The 18074-nt window shown below is 38.7% G+C and carries 10 protein-coding genes; 1 reads left to right on the top strand and 9 read right to left on the bottom strand.

The window, feature by feature from the left end; all coding sequences use genetic code 11:
* Window positions 1–102: 102 nt before the first annotated feature.
* The 7 genes from RG963_RS09670 to RG963_RS09640 all read right to left on the bottom strand — a co-directional run bounded on the left by RG963_RS09670 (window position 103) and on the right by RG963_RS09640 (window position 15847).
* The gene (locus RG963_RS09670; RefSeq protein ID WP_310576060.1) at window positions 103–1416 is read right to left on the bottom strand and encodes a YncE family protein; all 1314 of its coding nucleotides are present in this window, start codon (window positions 1414–1416) and stop codon (window positions 103–105) included.
* Window positions 1417–1817: 401 nt separating this feature from the next.
* Complete coding sequence (locus tag RG963_RS09665) at window positions 1818–2009, bottom strand: type II toxin-antitoxin system HicB family antitoxin (RefSeq protein WP_310576059.1); 192 nt, start codon at window positions 2007–2009, stop codon at window positions 1818–1820.
* A 248-nt stretch (window positions 2010–2257) separates the two neighbouring features.
* The gene (locus RG963_RS09660; RefSeq protein ID WP_310576058.1) at window positions 2258–6847 is read right to left on the bottom strand and encodes a dsDNA nuclease domain-containing protein; all 4590 of its coding nucleotides are present in this window, start codon (window positions 6845–6847) and stop codon (window positions 2258–2260) included.
* Window positions 6848–7067: 220 nt separating this feature from the next.
* Window positions 7068–9941: a DEAD/DEAH box helicase gene (locus RG963_RS09655; RefSeq protein WP_310576057.1), complete on the bottom strand. Its 2874-nt coding sequence runs from the start codon at window positions 9939–9941 to the stop codon at window positions 7068–7070.
* A gap of 375 nt (window positions 9942–10316) precedes the next feature.
* Window positions 10317–12437 carry a PKD domain-containing protein gene (locus tag RG963_RS09650; RefSeq protein ID WP_310576056.1) on the bottom strand — a complete coding sequence of 707 codons (2121 nt, stop codon included), beginning with the start codon at window positions 12435–12437 and terminating at the stop codon, window positions 10317–10319.
* Window positions 12438–13060: 623 nt separating this feature from the next.
* A complete protein-coding gene (gene lysS, locus RG963_RS09645) occupies window positions 13061–14641 on the bottom strand; it encodes a lysine--tRNA ligase (protein ID WP_310576055.1) in 1581 nt (526 codons plus the stop codon).
* 345 nt (window positions 14642–14986) lie between these two features.
* A complete protein-coding gene (locus RG963_RS09640) occupies window positions 14987–15847 on the bottom strand; it encodes a metallophosphoesterase (protein WP_310576054.1) in 861 nt (286 codons plus the stop codon).
* 259 nt (window positions 15848–16106) lie between these two features.
* On the opposite strand from RG963_RS09640, the gene RG963_RS09635 reads away from it, so the two are divergent.
* Entirely contained in the window at window positions 16107–16553 is a 447-nt protein-coding gene (locus tag RG963_RS09635; RefSeq protein ID WP_310576079.1) for a GNAT family N-acetyltransferase, read from the top strand.
* A 41-nt stretch (window positions 16554–16594) separates the two neighbouring features.
* On the opposite strand, the gene RG963_RS09630 is transcribed toward RG963_RS09635, so the two are convergent.
* Together RG963_RS09630 and RG963_RS09625 are read right to left on the bottom strand one after the other, a co-directional pair.
* The gene (locus tag RG963_RS09630; protein WP_310576053.1) at window positions 16595–17518 is read right to left on the bottom strand and encodes a S16 family serine protease; all 924 of its coding nucleotides are present in this window, start codon (window positions 17516–17518) and stop codon (window positions 16595–16597) included.
* Window positions 17519–17542: 24 nt separating this feature from the next.
* Window positions 17543–17728, bottom strand: coding sequence for a CU044_2847 family protein (locus RG963_RS09625; protein WP_310576078.1), 186 nt, complete (start codon window positions 17726–17728; stop codon window positions 17543–17545).
* Between the last annotated feature and the right edge of the window lie 346 nt (window positions 17729–18074).

The raw sequence follows: 18074 nt of genomic DNA, 5'->3' as shown, positions 1-18074 counted from the left end.
TCGAGTTGGAAAATTCTCCATTGAATTTGAAGAGGATACCCCAAAACATCTAATTAGAAAGCTGAGGGTGCAAAAAGAGTTGCAGAGAACACAAAGAGGGAACTATTTCTTTTTAAATATCTTATGTAAGAAAGGCTCTAATCTCTTCCTTACTCTGGGCTCTAATTTCTCCGTTATGCTGGGTGATATGGAGTCTGATAATATTTTATCAAAAATTGATAATATTTTCTTAGAAAGAAGGGTAAGGATTCCGAGAATGTATCCTTGAACACCATTAATGAAGCCATTAATTCTGTTATAGATTCCATAGACTGATTCAATAATACTACTGATAAATTCCCGGATGGCATTGTGCTCAGGAACTTGTGGAGGAGAACCTATAAAAAGACCTAAAGCAGAAGGCATACTTCCTACAGGCACATTAGCTATTTCAGTGTTATTTGTTGTGTCAATTACTGAGATAGTGTTGCTCTCACTGTTTGCCACATATACCTTTGTTCCATCTTTATTGACTGAAACTCCACAAGGACATTTGTCTACAGTCACATTGGCTATAACATTGTCCGTTGCTGTGTCAATTACAGAGACAGTACCACTAGGAGTGTCAGAACTTCCTTTAATAATTCTTTTATGGTTTGCCACATATACTTTGGTTCCGTCAGGACTAACTGCAACTCCAGAAGGCGACAAATCTAAACTTTCTGTTGCATTACTTATGCTGATTACTGTGACATTGTCTGTTGTTGCGTCAATTACAGAGACCTTATCGCTATTAGCGTGAGTTACATATATCTTTTTTTCATCCGGTGTGACTGCAACTCCATAAGGATTGGGTCCTACATTCACATTTTTTAGAACACGGCGGGCATCTGCATCAATCACTGACACTGTACCGCTGCCCAAGTTCGCCACATATACCCTTGTTCCATTTTTATTAACTGCTACTCCCACAGGATTGGTTTCTACATCCAAATGGTATTTGGCTTTGTTTATAGTGGTATCAATTAGAGAGACATTATTGCTGTAAAAATTCGCCGCATATACCATTCCTCTTTTACCATTGACTGCAATTCCGACAGGATTATCGCCAACAGGCACCTTGGCTATAACCTTGTTGGTTGCTGTATCAATTACAGAAACGGCGTTGAGGTGACTATTCGTTACATATACCTTTTTTCCATCAGGCGTGATTGCGACTCCTTCCGGATCATCTCCGAGATCCACACTGTATTCAATTTCGTTTGTGGTTGTGTTAATTACAGATAAATTGTCACTTCTTCCGTTTGGTACATATGCATACTCAGTATGGGAATTAATAGGGGAAGGAGACATAAAAGAATATAAACAGACAATTAAAAGTGAAAGAAGAGCTACAAAAGCTAAAGATCCTAAGTATAGTTTGCCCCCCCATTTCATGTACTCTCAACCCAATTTTGTAAAATCCTGATTCCTTGAGTTTCCTGAAATTTATAAAGGATTTATTTTCTTGAGGTACAGCATCAAGTAGAATAAAAGCTGGAATTTAAATTGAACTTTAACAACTAATGATCTCATTCTGTTGATTTTTTAGTTCACTGCAATCAGACAAGCAGTTTATTGCAATAAAACATATACCTAAAAATATATAAGCGCACGCATATTAATATTTAATAGAGGGCAAGTACTTTAAAAGGTTTATTTTCCATACTGAAACGCGGTTTTTCCAGAATAAACGAAAAAAGATATTTAGCAGCCTAATCTGTCAACTCATCTTAGACAACATGTAAATCAATAAAACCAGGGGGTATAATTTTTTTTATATTTCCGGCCTAGCGCCATCAAAATCTTCCCATTGCACTGCCTGTAACATTTTCAAGTTCCTCAGCTTCAAGACAGACCTGAATCGCTTCTTTTATACATTCCATAGCCTGTTCAACCGTTTTTCCCTGAGTATAACAGCCAGAGATGTCAGGAACTTTTGCAATATATATCCCGTCTTCGTCCTGCTCGATCAGAACCGTATAATTCATGCTCTTGCCTTCCATCTTTACCAGAGTAACATTTAATTTGTGAGTATTTAAAGTTGTACCGGTAAAATTGAAGACAAAAGTAAACTGAGAATTTAAAAAGCCAGTCGATATAACTTTTTTATTATATTTCTTTCCTAGCCACCCGAAAATCTTCCGATTGCGCCGCCGGTTTGAAAATCAGTTGGATTTTAAAAAAGGAAATGTATTTCTTTTTTTTAAAAATAAAGATATTGAAAAATCTAATAGAATTACTCTTTATTGCTTTCTATTCTTTGCAAAATTATCTCATTCTTTAGTGGATTCTTCTTTAACTTATCTAGTCCTAATCTAGCCCCTTTTTTTACAAAATCGTTTGGATACTCTAGTCTTTGTAGCAATAAGTCTATTTTATCGATGTCTCTAGTATCTGCCCACTTAACAGGTGGAAACTCTAGATCTCCCATTAAAAAATCGACAAATTTAACACTCACATCGGTTATTTTTTCCATAAACTCATATTCTTCAAATATGTAAAAAAATTCTATTGAGCGAGGAATAGGGACAAAAAAATCTCCTTTTCTATCTAGAATGTTTAAAGAATTCTTTATGCTTTCACTATAGAATTCCATATATCTCTCAGAATAATATTCTTTTATAAACCTGTACCTCTCACCAGCTTTTGTCTTATCGGTAAAGTAAGAAGACCATCCAAAACTCTTTGCTTGGGCTAAACAAACATATTCAAAAGCCTTAACGTTATCAAATTCGTATGCTAAAGGAAATAGAACATCCAATAAATTGTATGAAACGTTCTTTAATCCACGCTCATTTACATATTCAATGAGTATTTGGTAGATTTCACGTAGATCGTACTTTTGCTCATCTAACCAAAATTTAATGCAATCTACTAAAAAATTATCTTTCTCCCAATCGGACTCAAAAGATTTAAGAAATTCAAAAAGTGTATCAGATTCTACCAATGAATAATCGTGAGCTTGAGGTTCCAAATAAGTATTGGAGGGTTCATTTTTAGGATAGTCTATCTTTCCAATGGAGAATTGAATAGTTTCTAGTACCTTTTTAACGTCAGTATTCTCCTCTGCCATAGATCTAAGTTCATCTAAAGAATACTCGTCTAAAGCCGTTAAAGCGAGTGAAATATCTTCATCTTGCTTGAAATTCAAAGATCGCAGAATATATCTAAAAATATAAGAAGCCACAAACCAATTTTTCTTCTCTGCAATAAAGAAATAATATTTATAAAGTAATTTGGGATCATGCGTCCACAAAATTTCTGCATAATCTATAGGAAAATAGCGGGTATGATCTTGATCTGTATATTCATTTATATATTCAATAGCTGGAGATATCCTTTGGATCCAATTTTCTATACTCGAAGATCCAACTTTTTCACATAGTTTAATAGAATCTAAAACTCTATCAAGATACATATCCTTATGGTAACCATATCCTAATAAGTTAAATGCGGCTGCTTTCAGAAAATAATCTTGATTTATTTCATCTTTATGAATAGCCGCAAGTTTTGCCAAACCACAATAATACTCCGATCTCTCGGAAAAACTTAAGATTTCCTGTATCCACCGATTTTTTTCATTAGAAACATATTTAATATAAATTTCATTTGAAATTAATGGCTTATCAAAACTTAGCAAAAATTGAAGCAAGTCATTCTCATTATAGTATTTTCTCTCAAAAATTACGTTATCCAATCCAATACAATCAAATAGAGAAGGGAAACCTAACTTACATCTAGAAAAATAAATTACTTTTAGAATTTGGGACAAAGCTATTCGAAAGCATTCTTGAAGTTCATACAAATCCCTATTATGAGGATAACTTAGCGAGTCGACTTTACTGATGTTTTCAAATAAACAACTGAAACATAGATTTTGTTTTTCCACAATACTCTTTGAAATCTCTAAAGAAGATGTAAAAATCTGAGAAATTATCTCTAAAGGCCATCTTTTTTGGATATTTTGAATCCAGTATTTAATATCCAAATCTTCATTTAATATCCCATAAATTAATCCCAAAATAAAGTTATCAGAAAAGATCTTTGATCTTTCGATTCTTCTTCCAGTTTCAAGCATTGGAACCTTATAAGGAAATTCTCCATAAAGAGGAAGAGGTGGAATATAATTGATTTCTTTTCCGTTCAATAATAAATATAATAAGCACAGGTTGTCTAAATTTTCGTGTTTACTGTTAAATACCAAATCCAAAAATCGTTGTTTATTTAGTTCAAGATCATTTTCTACACATTTATCCAAAATTTCCTGCCTTTCTGCATATTCAATATCAAGTTCAATTAACTCTTTTATTTTTGAAATTTGACAAGTTCTTAGTAGAGAACTAGCATATATCCCCAAAAACTCTGTTGACCAACCATAATAAGAAAATTCTCTAATATAGGAATATACTTTATTCATATCATGCCTATGGTCTAAAGATATAGTTTCAATGGTAGAAATAAACAGCTGAGGAATTTCGGCATTTATATCCTCTTTATTGCAAATTTTTAAATCCTTATGCATCTCGAAAAGTTTATCTATCGCTTCAGAGATGACATCGAAATTTCCTCGCTCTGCAGAGATTTCAGATATCAACTGAATATGCTTAGAAGGAGATGAGACAAAATCAGCGTTTGTATCCCTATTTTGAGACCTAAATATCTTTTCCCACGAAAGTCTTTCTAGATCAATGTCCGAAACATCGGGATTTCTTCTTTTAAAGGATTCTTGCCAAATTTTAGAGCTTGGTATCTCACGAAATCTGAAAGAATCTACATAATATTCCATCAGAGTTTCTAATTCAAAAGCTTTATCAAATAGTTTATTTTCAAAAGCAGCTTTGGTTGCTAGTGAAAGCTGAAAAATAATTCCTTCACAACATCTTGGATAACATATAGCTTCAATAAGCCATTCCCTGTTAATTCCAAGAAGTCCTTCAGGATTACCAAGTTCATAAGCAAGTTTTTTCAGTTCTGCCCATTTTAAATCTTCATAGTCAGATTTTTCTAACCATTTCTTTATCTCCTTCATTAAAGCCAATTTTTGTTGTTCAAATTCACGTTGACTTAACACAAAAAGTTCAAAACTGTTGTGGTATATAGATAAGAGCCCTTTATTATTAGTTAACAAATGTGATATAGAATTGTAGTCTTTGCTTATTTCAACGGGAGAACTCGCGATCGAAGAGAGTAATTCAAAAAGTTCCTTTTCATGAAAACTAAACGTCACACTAGAGATGATTAGAGCTATTGTTTTACTCTCATCTGAGAGTTGCCTCCATAAAGCAGCATAATATTTTTCGATATCCTTTTCATAAGGAATAATATTTTCACAATCATAAACTGTAACGATACTATTTTTGCAATTAATTTTCAATTGATGGAGAGTATATCTAAGATGTAATGGATTGCCTTTAGTTAATTCATAGATTCTTTCACAAAATGTTTCAGTTTGGGATTCGTGAATTGAGAGGCTTAATTTGATATTATTTTTGAGAATAATGTTTTTTACAGAGGCTTCATTTAGTCCTTTTATTTCAATCCATTGTTCTTCTGGACACTTATCAAAAACCATCTGAGGCAAATAGCATTTGGAGATTTCTTGTGTCCCAAAAATAATCCACAATCCTGATTGGGGGAAACAAATCTCTTTAAGAAAACTTGTTAATTCAGATGAATCTGAATACCTTAAAACGTGATCCAATCCATCAATAATTATCACAAAAGATTGACTCTTTTCATAAAAGTAATGGGATAATTGGGAAATAAATTCCCTTAAGGAAATATTTATTGAATTTTTGTTTGCTAAGCATCCAAGTTCTTCTGGATATTCTTTAAATTGGGCTTTTATACCTTCAATTACACGTTGGGATACTAACCTCTCATTTTGGCTTGGGTCTTTAGAAGACAAATAGTAATGGTGTCTAAAAACAACTACGCCTTTTTCCACTAAAACCTGATTAAGTTTTGAAAGATAAGTGCTCTTCCCGTTTCCGGGTTTTCCACAAAATACTTTAATTCCACCTTCCGGAGTTGCAAGATCAGCTAGTATTTTATTTTGGAGATGAGCATCAAAAAATTCAAAGTCATCAGGAATCCCAAAGTTTTGTTCCAAAAGTTCAGGAGTGTCAAATTCACACCAACTGAGTATGTGTTCAATATATAAAGACGTGGAATATTGCTTTCCGCACTCCTTATGCAAATTATTGAGCAGACTATTTACTCCATTACCAGTAGCTCTTAGTTCATTAAAAAAGAATTCCTTTATTTCCATTTCGAGTTCTTCAAGATCTTTTTGACCAAACAGAAAATTCAAATTCGAAAAAAAGTTGTGAATTGCATCTTCATCATTAAGTTGAGATACGATTTTCTCATAAACTTGAGGAAAAGAACTTTTTACTGAAACTATATCGATTTTGTTGTCTAAAATACATTCCTTAAGATCATTTTCTGGAGATCCATTTGTAATAAATTCTATAAAAGCAATATTCTCAGAATTGCCATTATATGATTTGAACCATTTTTGAAAAAGTGAATCTTTTTTTCCATTTGTTCCTTTTTCCTGTTTTAAAAATTCATCCCATTTCCAATAATCCGTATCTGGGTTCTGTTTATGTTTTAATTGGTAGAAAGAATAATTATCGTCTTTATCACAACAAACAATATCATCGAAATAAAAGTCTCCTTCTATCTCCTCAGGTTTAGTCTCGAAATTGATCCTTTTATATTTGGAAGGATATCTTATCCAATCCATAAACAGTTTAAGAATCCATAAATCCTGAAAGTCAAACCCCTTTCTCAGTGGGCTTGTTGGATTTTTTCTGACCATAATAATTACCCAAAAATTTGTAAGTTTTTAAAACTTACATTCTTGTAGGAGACTATACTATATAATTAATTATAATTTGTTACTTAATATTACTCAAAAAAGAACCTATAAAGATAGAAAAACTCAGATTTAACTGAATACTCCAGAAATAAATATCTAGATTTCCTTCTTACTTAACCTATTCTATCATTATACTGCCCCTTTTTCAATTTGTTTCCTCTTATTCCCAGAACTTCTTCGTCTTGACATAATTCCTCTCCGCAATCAGGATATCCCTGTAAAACGCCTCTTCATCCACCCTCATCTTTTCAATCACCCTTGACGCCGTTTCAGGTCCAATTCCCCGGCTGGCAAGGGCAATTACTGCTTTTTTTCCCTGGGAGCGGACTATGCTTGCGTTTCTGTAGACGCGCTGGATGCGTTTCTTTTCTTCGGGGGAGATTTTGACCTTTTTTTCCTGTTTTTTGACAAGGTTGATTTCTTCTTCTTCCCAGGGTTTGAGGGCTGCAACCATCGGGGAGTTGCAGACAGGGCAGACGATTTCTTCAGGAACGCTTTTGACCTGGCGGCGGGAGGTCCATTTCTTGCAGTTCGTACAGAATAGAACGATTTTGTCGTTCATAATGCGTTCTTTAAGGGCGAGGACGATTGAACGGTCGGCTTTTTCCGGGGCTACAAGGTCTTTTTTCATGGAAAAGCCGGCTGAGCCGATGGGGGTCGGGCCTGAAACTTCGACTGAAATGTCTCCTGCTGCAAGTTTTGTGAGGACTTCTTTTGCCCTGGAGACGTCGAGCAGGTCGTGGAAGATTTCGCGGATGACTTCATCGTACATTGAGGAGCCCTCGTAGATTTCAAGGAGCTTTTTCATGCTGATCCTGTCATAGTCAACGTCCCGCGAAAGGGCTCCAAATTTTCTGGCAACGTGGACCATTTTCCATTTCATCAGGGTTGTATTCTTCAGGGTCATTTCGATGATTGGCTCAACGTGTTCAGGGCGGAGGGAAAGCAGCATGTCCCGAAGCTGGACAGGGCCTACCCTGCGCGGAAGCGTCAGCCTGATCCTGTATGGGTCCACTTCCTGGGCTACGCTGCCTCCGAAGCGGGCTGACAGGAGCGAGGTCAGGACTCGGGCAAGGGTGCCGTTCGTATTGTGCCCGAAACAGGCGTTCAGGGTCACAGTATCCCCTTTGCCTTCGATCACGATTGTGTCCGCATCAGGCAGGGGGAAGTCTCCTTCTACGTGTTCCCGAATGAGCCTGATCAGTTCAAGCACAGCATTCCTTGTTACAGGATATTTTGCCCTGAGCTTCTCTGCAACGGCTTCGTCATCAAGTCCTTCACGGATAAAGGCTGCGATTTCTGCCCTGAGCTTTCCAACGCCCTGAGCCACCTCAAAAGGCACAGGGATTTCTTCTCCGGTCCAGCTCGGAACCTCGCCCATGCCTTCCACAGGCTCGACTTTGATCCTGTCTTTCCCCTGTTCGCGCTCGCGATCAGGCATCTCAACGACCCGCCACATGTACCCTTTTGTTATGAAAACTGCGCCCGGTTCTGCAAAATTCACAACAAAGGCTTCGTCAAGCACGCCAACTGATCTGCCGCTGACGATATCGTAGATCTCGTACTTCTTCTCGTCCGGGATCATGGAAAGGTTGTCGTAATAATATTCCCAGCTTTTCCTGCGTTTTTTCAGCACGTTTGAGCCTTTCTCATGCCATACCAGTTTGTAATCCCCTATCTGGTCCACCACCCTTTGAAGCTCTTCAACCCGCAGGTCTTTAAAAGGGTACGTCCGCCGGAGAATCCTGAGAACCTTATCGATTCCGACCTCCCCGAAATCCATAACCATGCCTGCTATCTGGTTTGCCACGACATCCAGGGATTTAATATGCGGAGAAACCTCTTCAACCCTGCCTTCCAGTGCAGCTTTCGTAATTGCCATGCTCTCTGCAGTATCGTCCACTTCCATCGAAAGGACGGTTCCCCTCGAAACCTCATGCAGCCTGTGCCCTGCTCTGCCGACCCTCTGGAGCAGCCTTGAGACCTGGCGCGGAGATCCGTACTGGACCACCCGGTCGACATTTCCGATATCTATCCCGAGCTCCATTGACGAGGTGCAGATAAGGCCTCTAAGGGTTCCGGATTTGAATGCCTCCTCCGCTTCCACACGGGCTTCAAAAGAAAGAGAGCCGTGGTGCACACCTATGGATGCTCCAAGCTTACGGAAACCGGAAGCCAGAACCTCTGCACTCTGCCGTGTATTTACAAAAATAAGGGTTGACTGGCTCTCTTCAACGATTTTCCTGATGCAGAAGAGATGAGAAGCAAATTCGGGCTCGCAGCCGACTGTGTTTGCAATTTTAAGGATTTCTCTATCCCGGATCTCCCCTCCTCCGGAAGCTTCAGGGTTGACCACATCGAATTCAAGCAGTTTCAGCAGGGCTACTTCAATTACAGTAAAATCCCTTCCATTCCCTGCCAGAAACTTTGCGATTTCCCAGGGGTTTCCGACTGTCGCAGAAAGCCCGATTCTCTGAAACTCCCCTGAAATCTCCACAAGCCTCTCAAGCCCAACAGCCAGCTGGGCTCCTCTCTTTGAGCCTGCAAGCTCGTGTATTTCATCTACAACCACATGGGTTACGGTTTCAAGGTTCTTCCGCAGGCGGGAACCGGTAAACATTGCCTGCAGGGTCTCAGGTGTTGTAATCAGGACGTCAGGAGGGTTTCTGGATTGGCGCTGTCTTTCGCTTTGCGGGGTATCCCCATGCCTGACCTGAACCTTAATATCGAGCAGCTGTCCCAGAATTTCAATGCGAGAAAGCATATCCCTATTAAGTGCCCTCAGGGGAGTTATGTAAAGGACGGAAATTCCCTTTCTGGCCTCGGGTTTCTTTTTCAGGATACTGTTAAAAACAGGCAGCACGGCTGATTCGGTCTTGCCTGAGCCTGTAGGAGCTATCAAAAGGGTATGCCTTCCATCCATTATGTGAGGAAATGCCCTTTCCTGAGGCTCTGTGGGCTTTGTAAACCCAAGGGTTTTAAGAGCTTCCTGAATTTTGGGATGAAAAGTGTTGAAGATGTTATGAAATGTCATGTTTCCTGTAATCGGTTTTCGGTTAAATTATTCGAGTGTTGTGTTAGTCAGCGCCAATATAAATATTTCTATGTAACATATAAATTAAACATAGAGGCAGTGTACCGATTATTCTGTAAAATCATAAATCTCAAGAAGTTATGTAGTAGGAAATTCCAGATCAAAAGAACAAAATTACGTACATTGTACCTGAAAATTTGACTGTGAATATTTATAGCAAATTGCCGATTTTTCGACTCAGTACCAAAATCCAGTAATGAACATAAAATAAAAAATCACTAGGTTTTGGAACAGAGTCATTGCCATTTTTGATAAATAATTCCCCCACTACCCTTTAATCCTGGCCTTTTAACCGTTTTTTTCAATTTAATAAATTCATTTTTTAGAGACTGTAAGATATCCAGACATCGTTTTAGTGTTACTACCTTTAGCATTATTTACTATTAAGCTGACAGTGTACTTTCCTGCTTTAGTATACTTGTGCACAGGACTCTTGACTGTCGAATATGTTCCATCACCAAAGCTCCATTTCCATGAAGTTGGGGATCCTGTACTCTTATCAGTAAATGCAACGTTTAATGGGGCTTTTCCAGAGGTTGGAGATGCAGAGAAAGCTGCAACAGGTTTTGCTGATGTTGTCACTTTTATATAACTTGTTTTGATTTCAGTATCTCTTCCATATGCATTAATTGCAGTATGTTTCACCGTATAAACCCCGGTTTTTGAATAGGTATGTTCTGGGTTCTGTTCAGTTACCAGAGCAGATCCATCTCCAAAATTCCATTTCCATGCAGTTGGATCTCCTGTACTGGTGCTCTTAAATTTAACTTTAAGTGGGGCTTTTCCTGAGGTTGGAGACGCCGAAAAATCAGCAACCGGAGCTTGGGGTACCGGGGTTTTGGAGATCTTGTTTCCACTAATTTCGGCGTTTTTAACATTTTTGACTGTGATTCCGAAAGAGTAATTTGGGGGATTCACATTTATTAAGGTATTATTTTTTATTTTCACAGCCCCATTTTTGAAAGAATTTCCGTCTAGAGATATTCCTTCATATTTTATGTTTGCAAAAGTGTTTTCAGAGATAGTTAAGTTTACCCCGTTCATTAGAAACTTCTGATTCATTCCTTGATTTGAAAGATTGCTAAATCTGTTATTACTTATTATTATGTTCCTAACACTCCCTTTATATGGGAAACGAATTCCATAAATCCCTTTGTTTTGAGTATTATTTCTAATTATAAGCATGTTATCGATTCCATCTCCTCCTCTATATATCTCACCTGCCATATCATTAAACGTGTTATTTTCGTAAATGTGTACTCCGTCACTTACTCCCCCACGTTTAAATATCCCTCCATATCCGCCATAAATTTCATTATTAGTAAAAGTAGACTGTTGTGTGCCATCTGAAAATGCATAAAAGTATGGGAGTTGCGGATATATCTTATTTCTAGTTACGAAAAAATCAATAGTAACAGCATGAGCATCAACAACCCAAGACCCGCGTACAGTTTCTGCCCCTATCAGAGTGTTATCGGCTATAAAAACATCTCGATTTAAAGATTTGAGTTCATCTGAATTGCCTGATATAGTATGCCTGCAATTCTCTATGTGATTATGGGATATATTTACAAAAGCCGAACCACTAGCTACATTTATACCATATCCACAGTCATGATGAAGTGCATTGTAAATCTGATTATTATTAATACTTACATTAAAACAGGAATATAGACAAAGATCACCAAATCCGCTATTATTTAACCAGGAATTTGTGACTGAACTATCCTTACAATATTGCAGAACAATTCCATGATGAATAGTTGTATTACCTGTATCCTCGACCCTTATATTTTTTATATGCATTTGAATAGGTCTATATACTTCAACCTGTACAGTCTCGGACAATCTGTAATCTCTAAGAAGTGGTTGATTTAAAGTGATGACATTTCCATTTACATTTTTTACAGCATACATTTCTCCTGTCATTTGATCAGGATAATCCAAAGGGCACCACTGAACATTTTTCCAAATCTTAATCAGATCGTCCTGGCGAACCTGGGAAGCATCAGTTAATACCAACTGAGATGATCCTTTTTTAGCGTTAGCAGATAGTTTTGTGTTTGTAATATTTGATCCATTGAAAAAAATTTCTCTATTCACTTCTTTATCCATTCCTCTATCCGGAGTTTGAAGGTGAAGGGTTACTTTTCCTTTGCCTATTATGTTCAGACTTTTATTTCTTTGATATATTTCTTTTGGGAGATAATAGTCTCCTCCGTGGATAGTTATTGTATCTCCACTTTGCGAATAATTTAGTGCCGCCTGAATGCAAGCTGAATCGTTTGTATAATTAGGCGTATGAAAAATATCTGGTCCAGCTGGTCCAGCTTCTTTGTCAACTACGATATTTGTCGCCAAAGCTACAGAGCTACTTAACACAAGAAAAAAAAGAGAAAAGATAAATATTGTCATAAGAGTTTTTAAATTTTTCATATGAGAGTTCTCCTATCCCTGTTTAACTTAAAACATATTTTAATATAAAAAATATAAATAATCTAGACTTATTTACATCCTTAAACTTTCTCATTTGAACCGCAATTGTATAAAAATCATGTAATTTGGACTCTGTTCCAAAATCGAGTGATTTTTGTATTTCTTGATTGAAAATCTTAATTCGTAAAAAGAATTCAGTCTCCAATCAGGAGTAAAATTCGAGATGTAAAACCTTCAAACAATAAGTATACTCACAGGAATTGTAACCAATTACAAAATCCAGTGATTTTTAATTTTACGTTCATAACTGGATTTTGGTACTGAGTCGATTATTCGGTAAAATCATAAATCTCAAAAAGCAGGTATTTTGAAAATCCAATATTAAGAAAACTGAATTATACTCAGTACACAAAAAAATTAACTTTGAATTTACAGCAAATTCACGGCACTACCCATAGAAATTAAACATAGAAATTGAAGAATTTATAAAAGGCAAAGAATAAAAATAAAATTAAACCGTCTGAAAACCCTGCTAGCCATATGTATGCCTGGAGAAAAGGAAGTGGGAACGAATCCCCGAAAAAACCCAGTCGATCTGGCGGGAAATTTCGAGCCTCGCTCGATCAGTCTTCTCTCTTCATCTGCGGGAAGAGAATGACTTCCTTGATGGATTCCAGGCCTGCAAGAATCATAGTAAGCCTGTCAATTCCCATGCCCATGCCGCCTGTAGGAGGCATTCCGTATCCTAGAGCGTTTATAAAGTCATAATCTATAGTCTGGGCTTCAAGATCTCCGAGCTTTCTTTTCTTATCCTGTCCTTCGAACCTCTTTTCCTGCTCAAGAGGATCGTTCAGTTCTGAATAGCCGTTTGCCAGTTCCCAGCCATTAAGGAAGAGTTCGAATCTCTCTACAAATCCTTCTTTTGACCTGTGGTTCTTGGCAAGCGGGGAATTTTCCACAGGGAAGTCGTATATGAAAGTCGGGTTTATCAGCTTGTCTTCTACCAGGCCTTCAAAGAGCAGGGCAAGGAACTCTCCATAGGTCTTTGCCTTTTCGTAATCCTCGATCCTGTTCTCGATTGCGATTTGCTTCAATTCTTCAAGAGAGTGGGCAAAGACATCAAGCCCGGCATACTCTTTTAAGGCTCCTTCCATGGAAATTCTCTTCCAGGGAGAACGGAGATTGATCGTGTTTTCGCCTATTTTGACTTCGTAACCGCCAGTAAGTTTGAGCGCGAGTTCCGAGATCAGACCTTCGGTCAAATCCATCATGTCATTGTAGTCCCTGTAAGCCTCGTAGACCTCGATCATAGTGAACTCAGGGTTGTGGGTCGTGTCGATATCTTCATTCCTGAAATTCTTGGCGATCTCAAAGACCTTCTCATACCCGCCAACGACAAGCCTTTTAAGGTAGAGTTCGGGAGCTATTCTGAGGAAGAGGTTCTGCCCGAGGCAGTTATGGAAAGTCGTGAAAGGTCTGGCATTTGCGCCTCCGTACACGGTCTGAAGTATAGGGGTTTCAAATTCCAGAAATTCCCTTTCAGTAAGGAATCTTCGGATTTCCGAGATAAGTTTGCTCCTCATGACGAAAATATCCCTTTTTTCGGCATTCACTATAAGGTCAAGATACCTTTTCCTGTACCTGGTTTCAATGTCTTTTAAGCCGTGGAATTTTTCGGGGAGGGCGCAGAGGGATTTTGAGAGAAGAGAGAACTCAGACACGCTGATAGAGTTCTCACCCCGTTTTGTCCTGAAAAGCTCGCCCTGAATGCCTACGATATCTCCCGAATCAACCAGGTTTTTAAAAGTCTCGAAGTCCTCATCAGGAAGGTTTCCTTTCCTTAAAAGGAACTGGATCCTGTCTGTCTGGTCTCCAAGGTCGGCAAATATCATTTTCCCATGCTTGCGAATATTGTAAAGCCTTCCTGCGGTTCGGACAGTTAAACCCTCGTTCTTCTCGAAGTCTTCAAATTTTTCCAGTATATCACGGATATCTCCATTCTTCTCGAAATTATAGGGGTATGGGTTAAGTCCCTGGCTTCTGATGCCGTTTAATTTTACAATTTTAGAGTCATCAAAAACTCTGTTTTCTGAGAAGTTATTATTGTCAGACAGAGTAACATTGTTGTCAGACACGGGAAAATTATCCGACTGTTCTTCGGACATTTCTTCCGACATTTTTGTATTATTAATTTCCATGCTCATCGAATCAATACATCCTTTTCAGGTGAATGCGAATAAATCAATCGGTAAATCGATCAAGAATCGATCAGTAAGTCGGCAAATAAATAAATAAATAAATAAATAAATAAATAAATAAATAAATAAATAAATAAATAAATAATCGACACATCAGCCCCGGTACTTACAGCAGAGGAGAATCTTCCTGAAAGTTATGGATTCTATGATTTCTTTGGCGGCTGAATGCTGAGGGTTCGAATTATCAAGAAGGATGCCTGTCCATAAGCCTTATTCCTGACATTTCTTTTTTTCCATACACCCATGCATTTTATATAAACATTGAGAAAAAGAACCAAAATATAAAAGACTTCATGCGCTGGAACTTTCAGAGCTTTTATATCTTCTGCCTGCAGTCCTGCTTCGAGCCCTTGTATGCTCTAGCTTCCGTATATTCCTGAGCAGCCCGAGCCTTGTCCCGTCAAGCAGATATACCTCGGCATTCTCAAGTTCGATCCCCCCTGAAGAAAAAATCGGGCCCAGAAGATCTTCCTGAGTGGATTCGTTGAAAGGTACACCTCCGCACAGCTCATTAAAGGCAGGCATGACGAAGATTTCAGGGTCAGCCCACTGTGCAGGGTTTTCAAAATCAAGATTTCCGAAACGGCTCTTCAGGATATCTGCATTGAATTTTGTCCTGATCCAGGAAGGCTCAACTATTGAATAGCCGAAAGCATCTGTAAAACGGACAGCAGGATGGTTATGGGCGACGACTATATGAGATGCAGCCAGCAGTTCAGGCGCAGGCCAGGTATGCCCATGGAAATACCCTACCCCATCAAGAACCGCACCGCGCGCGGAGTGAACCCTTATGTCCTTTTGCCTGTTGAAAAGAAGCTCGATTCCCCCATCATGGTTTCCCGGCAAAATATCCACATGTGCATATTCTGCAAGCGTTTCAAGAAAACGAGGGATTTCGTCTTTCTCCTGCCAGGAAACCTGAGGAACATTATGCTTTACATCCCCCAGAAGTATTACCCTGTCAGGGGAATTTACCTGGATATAGCCCAGAATCCGATCCAGCCGTTCTTTCATCTGGCTGGGCAAATTGATCCCGCTCCTGTACAGATCCCACTCAATACCCAGGTGGATATCGGCAACTACCAATGAGGTTTCGGTGTTAGTCACCAGGAGGGCAGGCTCTTCAATAATAGGTGTGATTTCGGGTGGCATAATCGACAAAGGATTGTTTATCAGGATTTAAAATTGCAAGTCAGGCAGCTATCAGATGGTCTCATCTTCAACGCCTGCGGAGATATACTTTACGCAATATAAATAAAATAGGTGATATATAATAGAGATTGTAAAAATGGCTGGAATTAAATCTTATGGGCAGCCTCAATGCGCCAGGTATTCTTGTACAATAAAACTCCAAACCACAAAGAACTGCTCAATTTAAAAATTTTAAATCCTGTGAGGTCAATCAAAAGATATTAACAGGACAAATATATTTAACGACATATTCGAAGGGCATTGCCTGATCCTGGCCTGCAGACAGGAGCTTATAGGAACGGGTACTCTGCTCGGTTCAAATGTCAGAAGGGTCTTTGTAAAGCCTGAATATCAAAAGATGGGGCTTGGAAAGAGAATTATGGACAGACTTGAAGAAAAAGCTGTGGAAAACGGAGTTAGAATAATGGATCTGGATGCTTCACTTGTAGCATATCCTTTTTACAGGTCTCTGGGATACAAAACACAGGCAGAGGATTTGATTCCCAGTGAAAAATGGACAAAGCTTAAGGTATTACAAAATGGTGAAAAACCTAAAAGATTAGCTAAGCTCCTTATTGGCGGCCTGTTCCTCAGAAGCGCTGCTGCTTGGCAGAATATATACGCACAAAAATTTGGGGGAGAGAAAAGGCCCCCGGAAAACTATTAGCATCTGTGTATAAGTTCAGTAGAAATTAGAATTTCTCAATCTTACTTCTCATACTTCAGTACGTCTTCAATCGTATCCACATACTCGATCCTGATTCCTATATTTTTCTCGATATATTCTTTAGCATCTACGGTTTCCGCCACTCTCTCAGTAACAGTAAACCCGCCGAACTTTCGATCTACATATTTGTATGTAACAAGCTCGCGGTTTTCACTGGGGATCAGGAAGAGAATTTTGCCCCCGGTTTCTGCTGCCTTCGCTTTTTCGAGAATGCCGCCTATCGGGCCGATATTGCCTTCATTGTCAATAGTGCCTGTAAGGGTTATACTGTCATTAAGCCTGGTATTACTGTCAATGGCTGAAATCGTAAGCAGGGTCATAAGAGCGCCTGCACTGGGACCATCAACACCCGGGATTTGATCCGGAGCAGTGATGCTGAAGATTATGTCACTGCTTGACAGTTGCCTTCCGGTGTTATTTTCAGCCACGAAAACTGCAGTGTTTGCAGCATCCTGGAAAACCACACCCATCAGAGGCGTTGTCTGGACGAGCACACGGCCTTTTCCTGGCCTGATCTCAACCGAAATATTGAGCAGGGCGCCTTCTTCGGCAATTGATTTCCGCATAAACGGGCCTGTTTGGTCTGTCTTGACAGTCTGGAAGACCGCAGGTCCCTGAAGGGTAGCAAACCCTTCTACACCCGCAGGACACATTTGAGTGCTATTCTGGAGTTCAAAGACCTTTTGGCGATAAGAATCCAGCTGAGTAGCATAAGACTGAAGCGACTCGTTATTCTGATTTATTTGCGCCTGAAGATTTTCGTTTTCCGTTTGAAGAGTATTTATACGGGCCTGCATTTCCTGGACCTGTTCTCCTTCAAAGGAAGGCTGTTCTTCAAAAAATACAAAGTAAGCGTTTGCAACAAGCGAAAAGATAAGTAGAAAGACAAGAAATTTGGACTTCATACAACCAACCATTATTAATTTGCTTCAGATGGTACTTATTTCTTCCTTATCCTTCCATGTTAGCGTTGCTTTCAGGTTTTTCTCCTTTCCCGATTTGGTAATAACTGCTTTCCCATTGATAGTAAGGAGCAGGTTAAAAGTCAGCTCCACCTGAGAAGGCCTGAACTCCGCAGGAGTTTCCTCCACATTGACTACAACTTTTTTAGAAATTTCCTTAAATCACAAGCATCGCATAATCAATCGATTCTGTGGATTTTTCTTCCACGGCTTTCGGAGATACGAGCGTCAATTTTTTTTTATTGTGCCTGGAGCATGCCCCAATTCGGCTAAAATAGATCCTGCTTTTAAGGCATGCCTGCCGGAATTATCAATAACTTTTTCCTCAACTATGAATTTATCCAGAAGTTGAAACCCCCATAGGCTATACTGGCAAGTACGACAGAAAGTACTGGCAAGTACGACAGAAAGAATGTTGCTCCGATTAAGAATGAATTAATGTTAATAAAATAGTATATAATTAGATAAATAATTAGTGACGTCTTCAGGATTTTCAGTT

The organism is Methanosarcina baikalica (genome assembly GCF_031461075.1).
Lineage (GTDB): Archaea > Halobacteriota > Methanosarcinia > Methanosarcinales > Methanosarcinaceae > Methanosarcina > Methanosarcina baikalica.
Note: the sequence above shows the minus strand (reverse complement) of the source record. Positions and strands in the feature narration are given on the sequence as shown.

Coding starts and splice junctions, on each gene's coding strand:
- RG963_RS09650 (WP_310576056.1), bottom strand. CDS start 12,437: ATGAAAAATTTAAAAACTCTTATGACAATATTTATCTTTTCTCTTTTT.
- RG963_RS09655 (WP_310576057.1), bottom strand. CDS start 9,941: ATGACATTTCATAACATCTTCAACACTTTTCATCCCAAAATTCAGGAA.
- lysS (WP_310576055.1), bottom strand. CDS start 14,641: ATGAGCATGGAAATTAATAATACAAAAATGTCGGAAGAAATGTCCGAA.
- RG963_RS09670 (WP_310576060.1), bottom strand. CDS start 1,416: ATGAAATGGGGGGGCAAACTATACTTAGGATCTTTAGCTTTTGTAGCT.
- RG963_RS09640 (WP_310576054.1), bottom strand. CDS start 15,847: ATGCCACCCGAAATCACACCTATTATTGAAGAGCCTGCCCTCCTGGTG.
- RG963_RS09665 (WP_310576059.1), bottom strand. CDS start 2,009: ATGAATTATACGGTTCTGATCGAGCAGGACGAAGACGGGATATATATT.
- RG963_RS09660 (WP_310576058.1), bottom strand. CDS start 6,847: ATGGTCAGAAAAAATCCAACAAGCCCACTGAGAAAGGGGTTTGACTTT.
- RG963_RS09630 (WP_310576053.1), bottom strand. CDS start 17,518: ATGAAGTCCAAATTTCTTGTCTTTCTACTTATCTTTTCGCTTGTTGCA.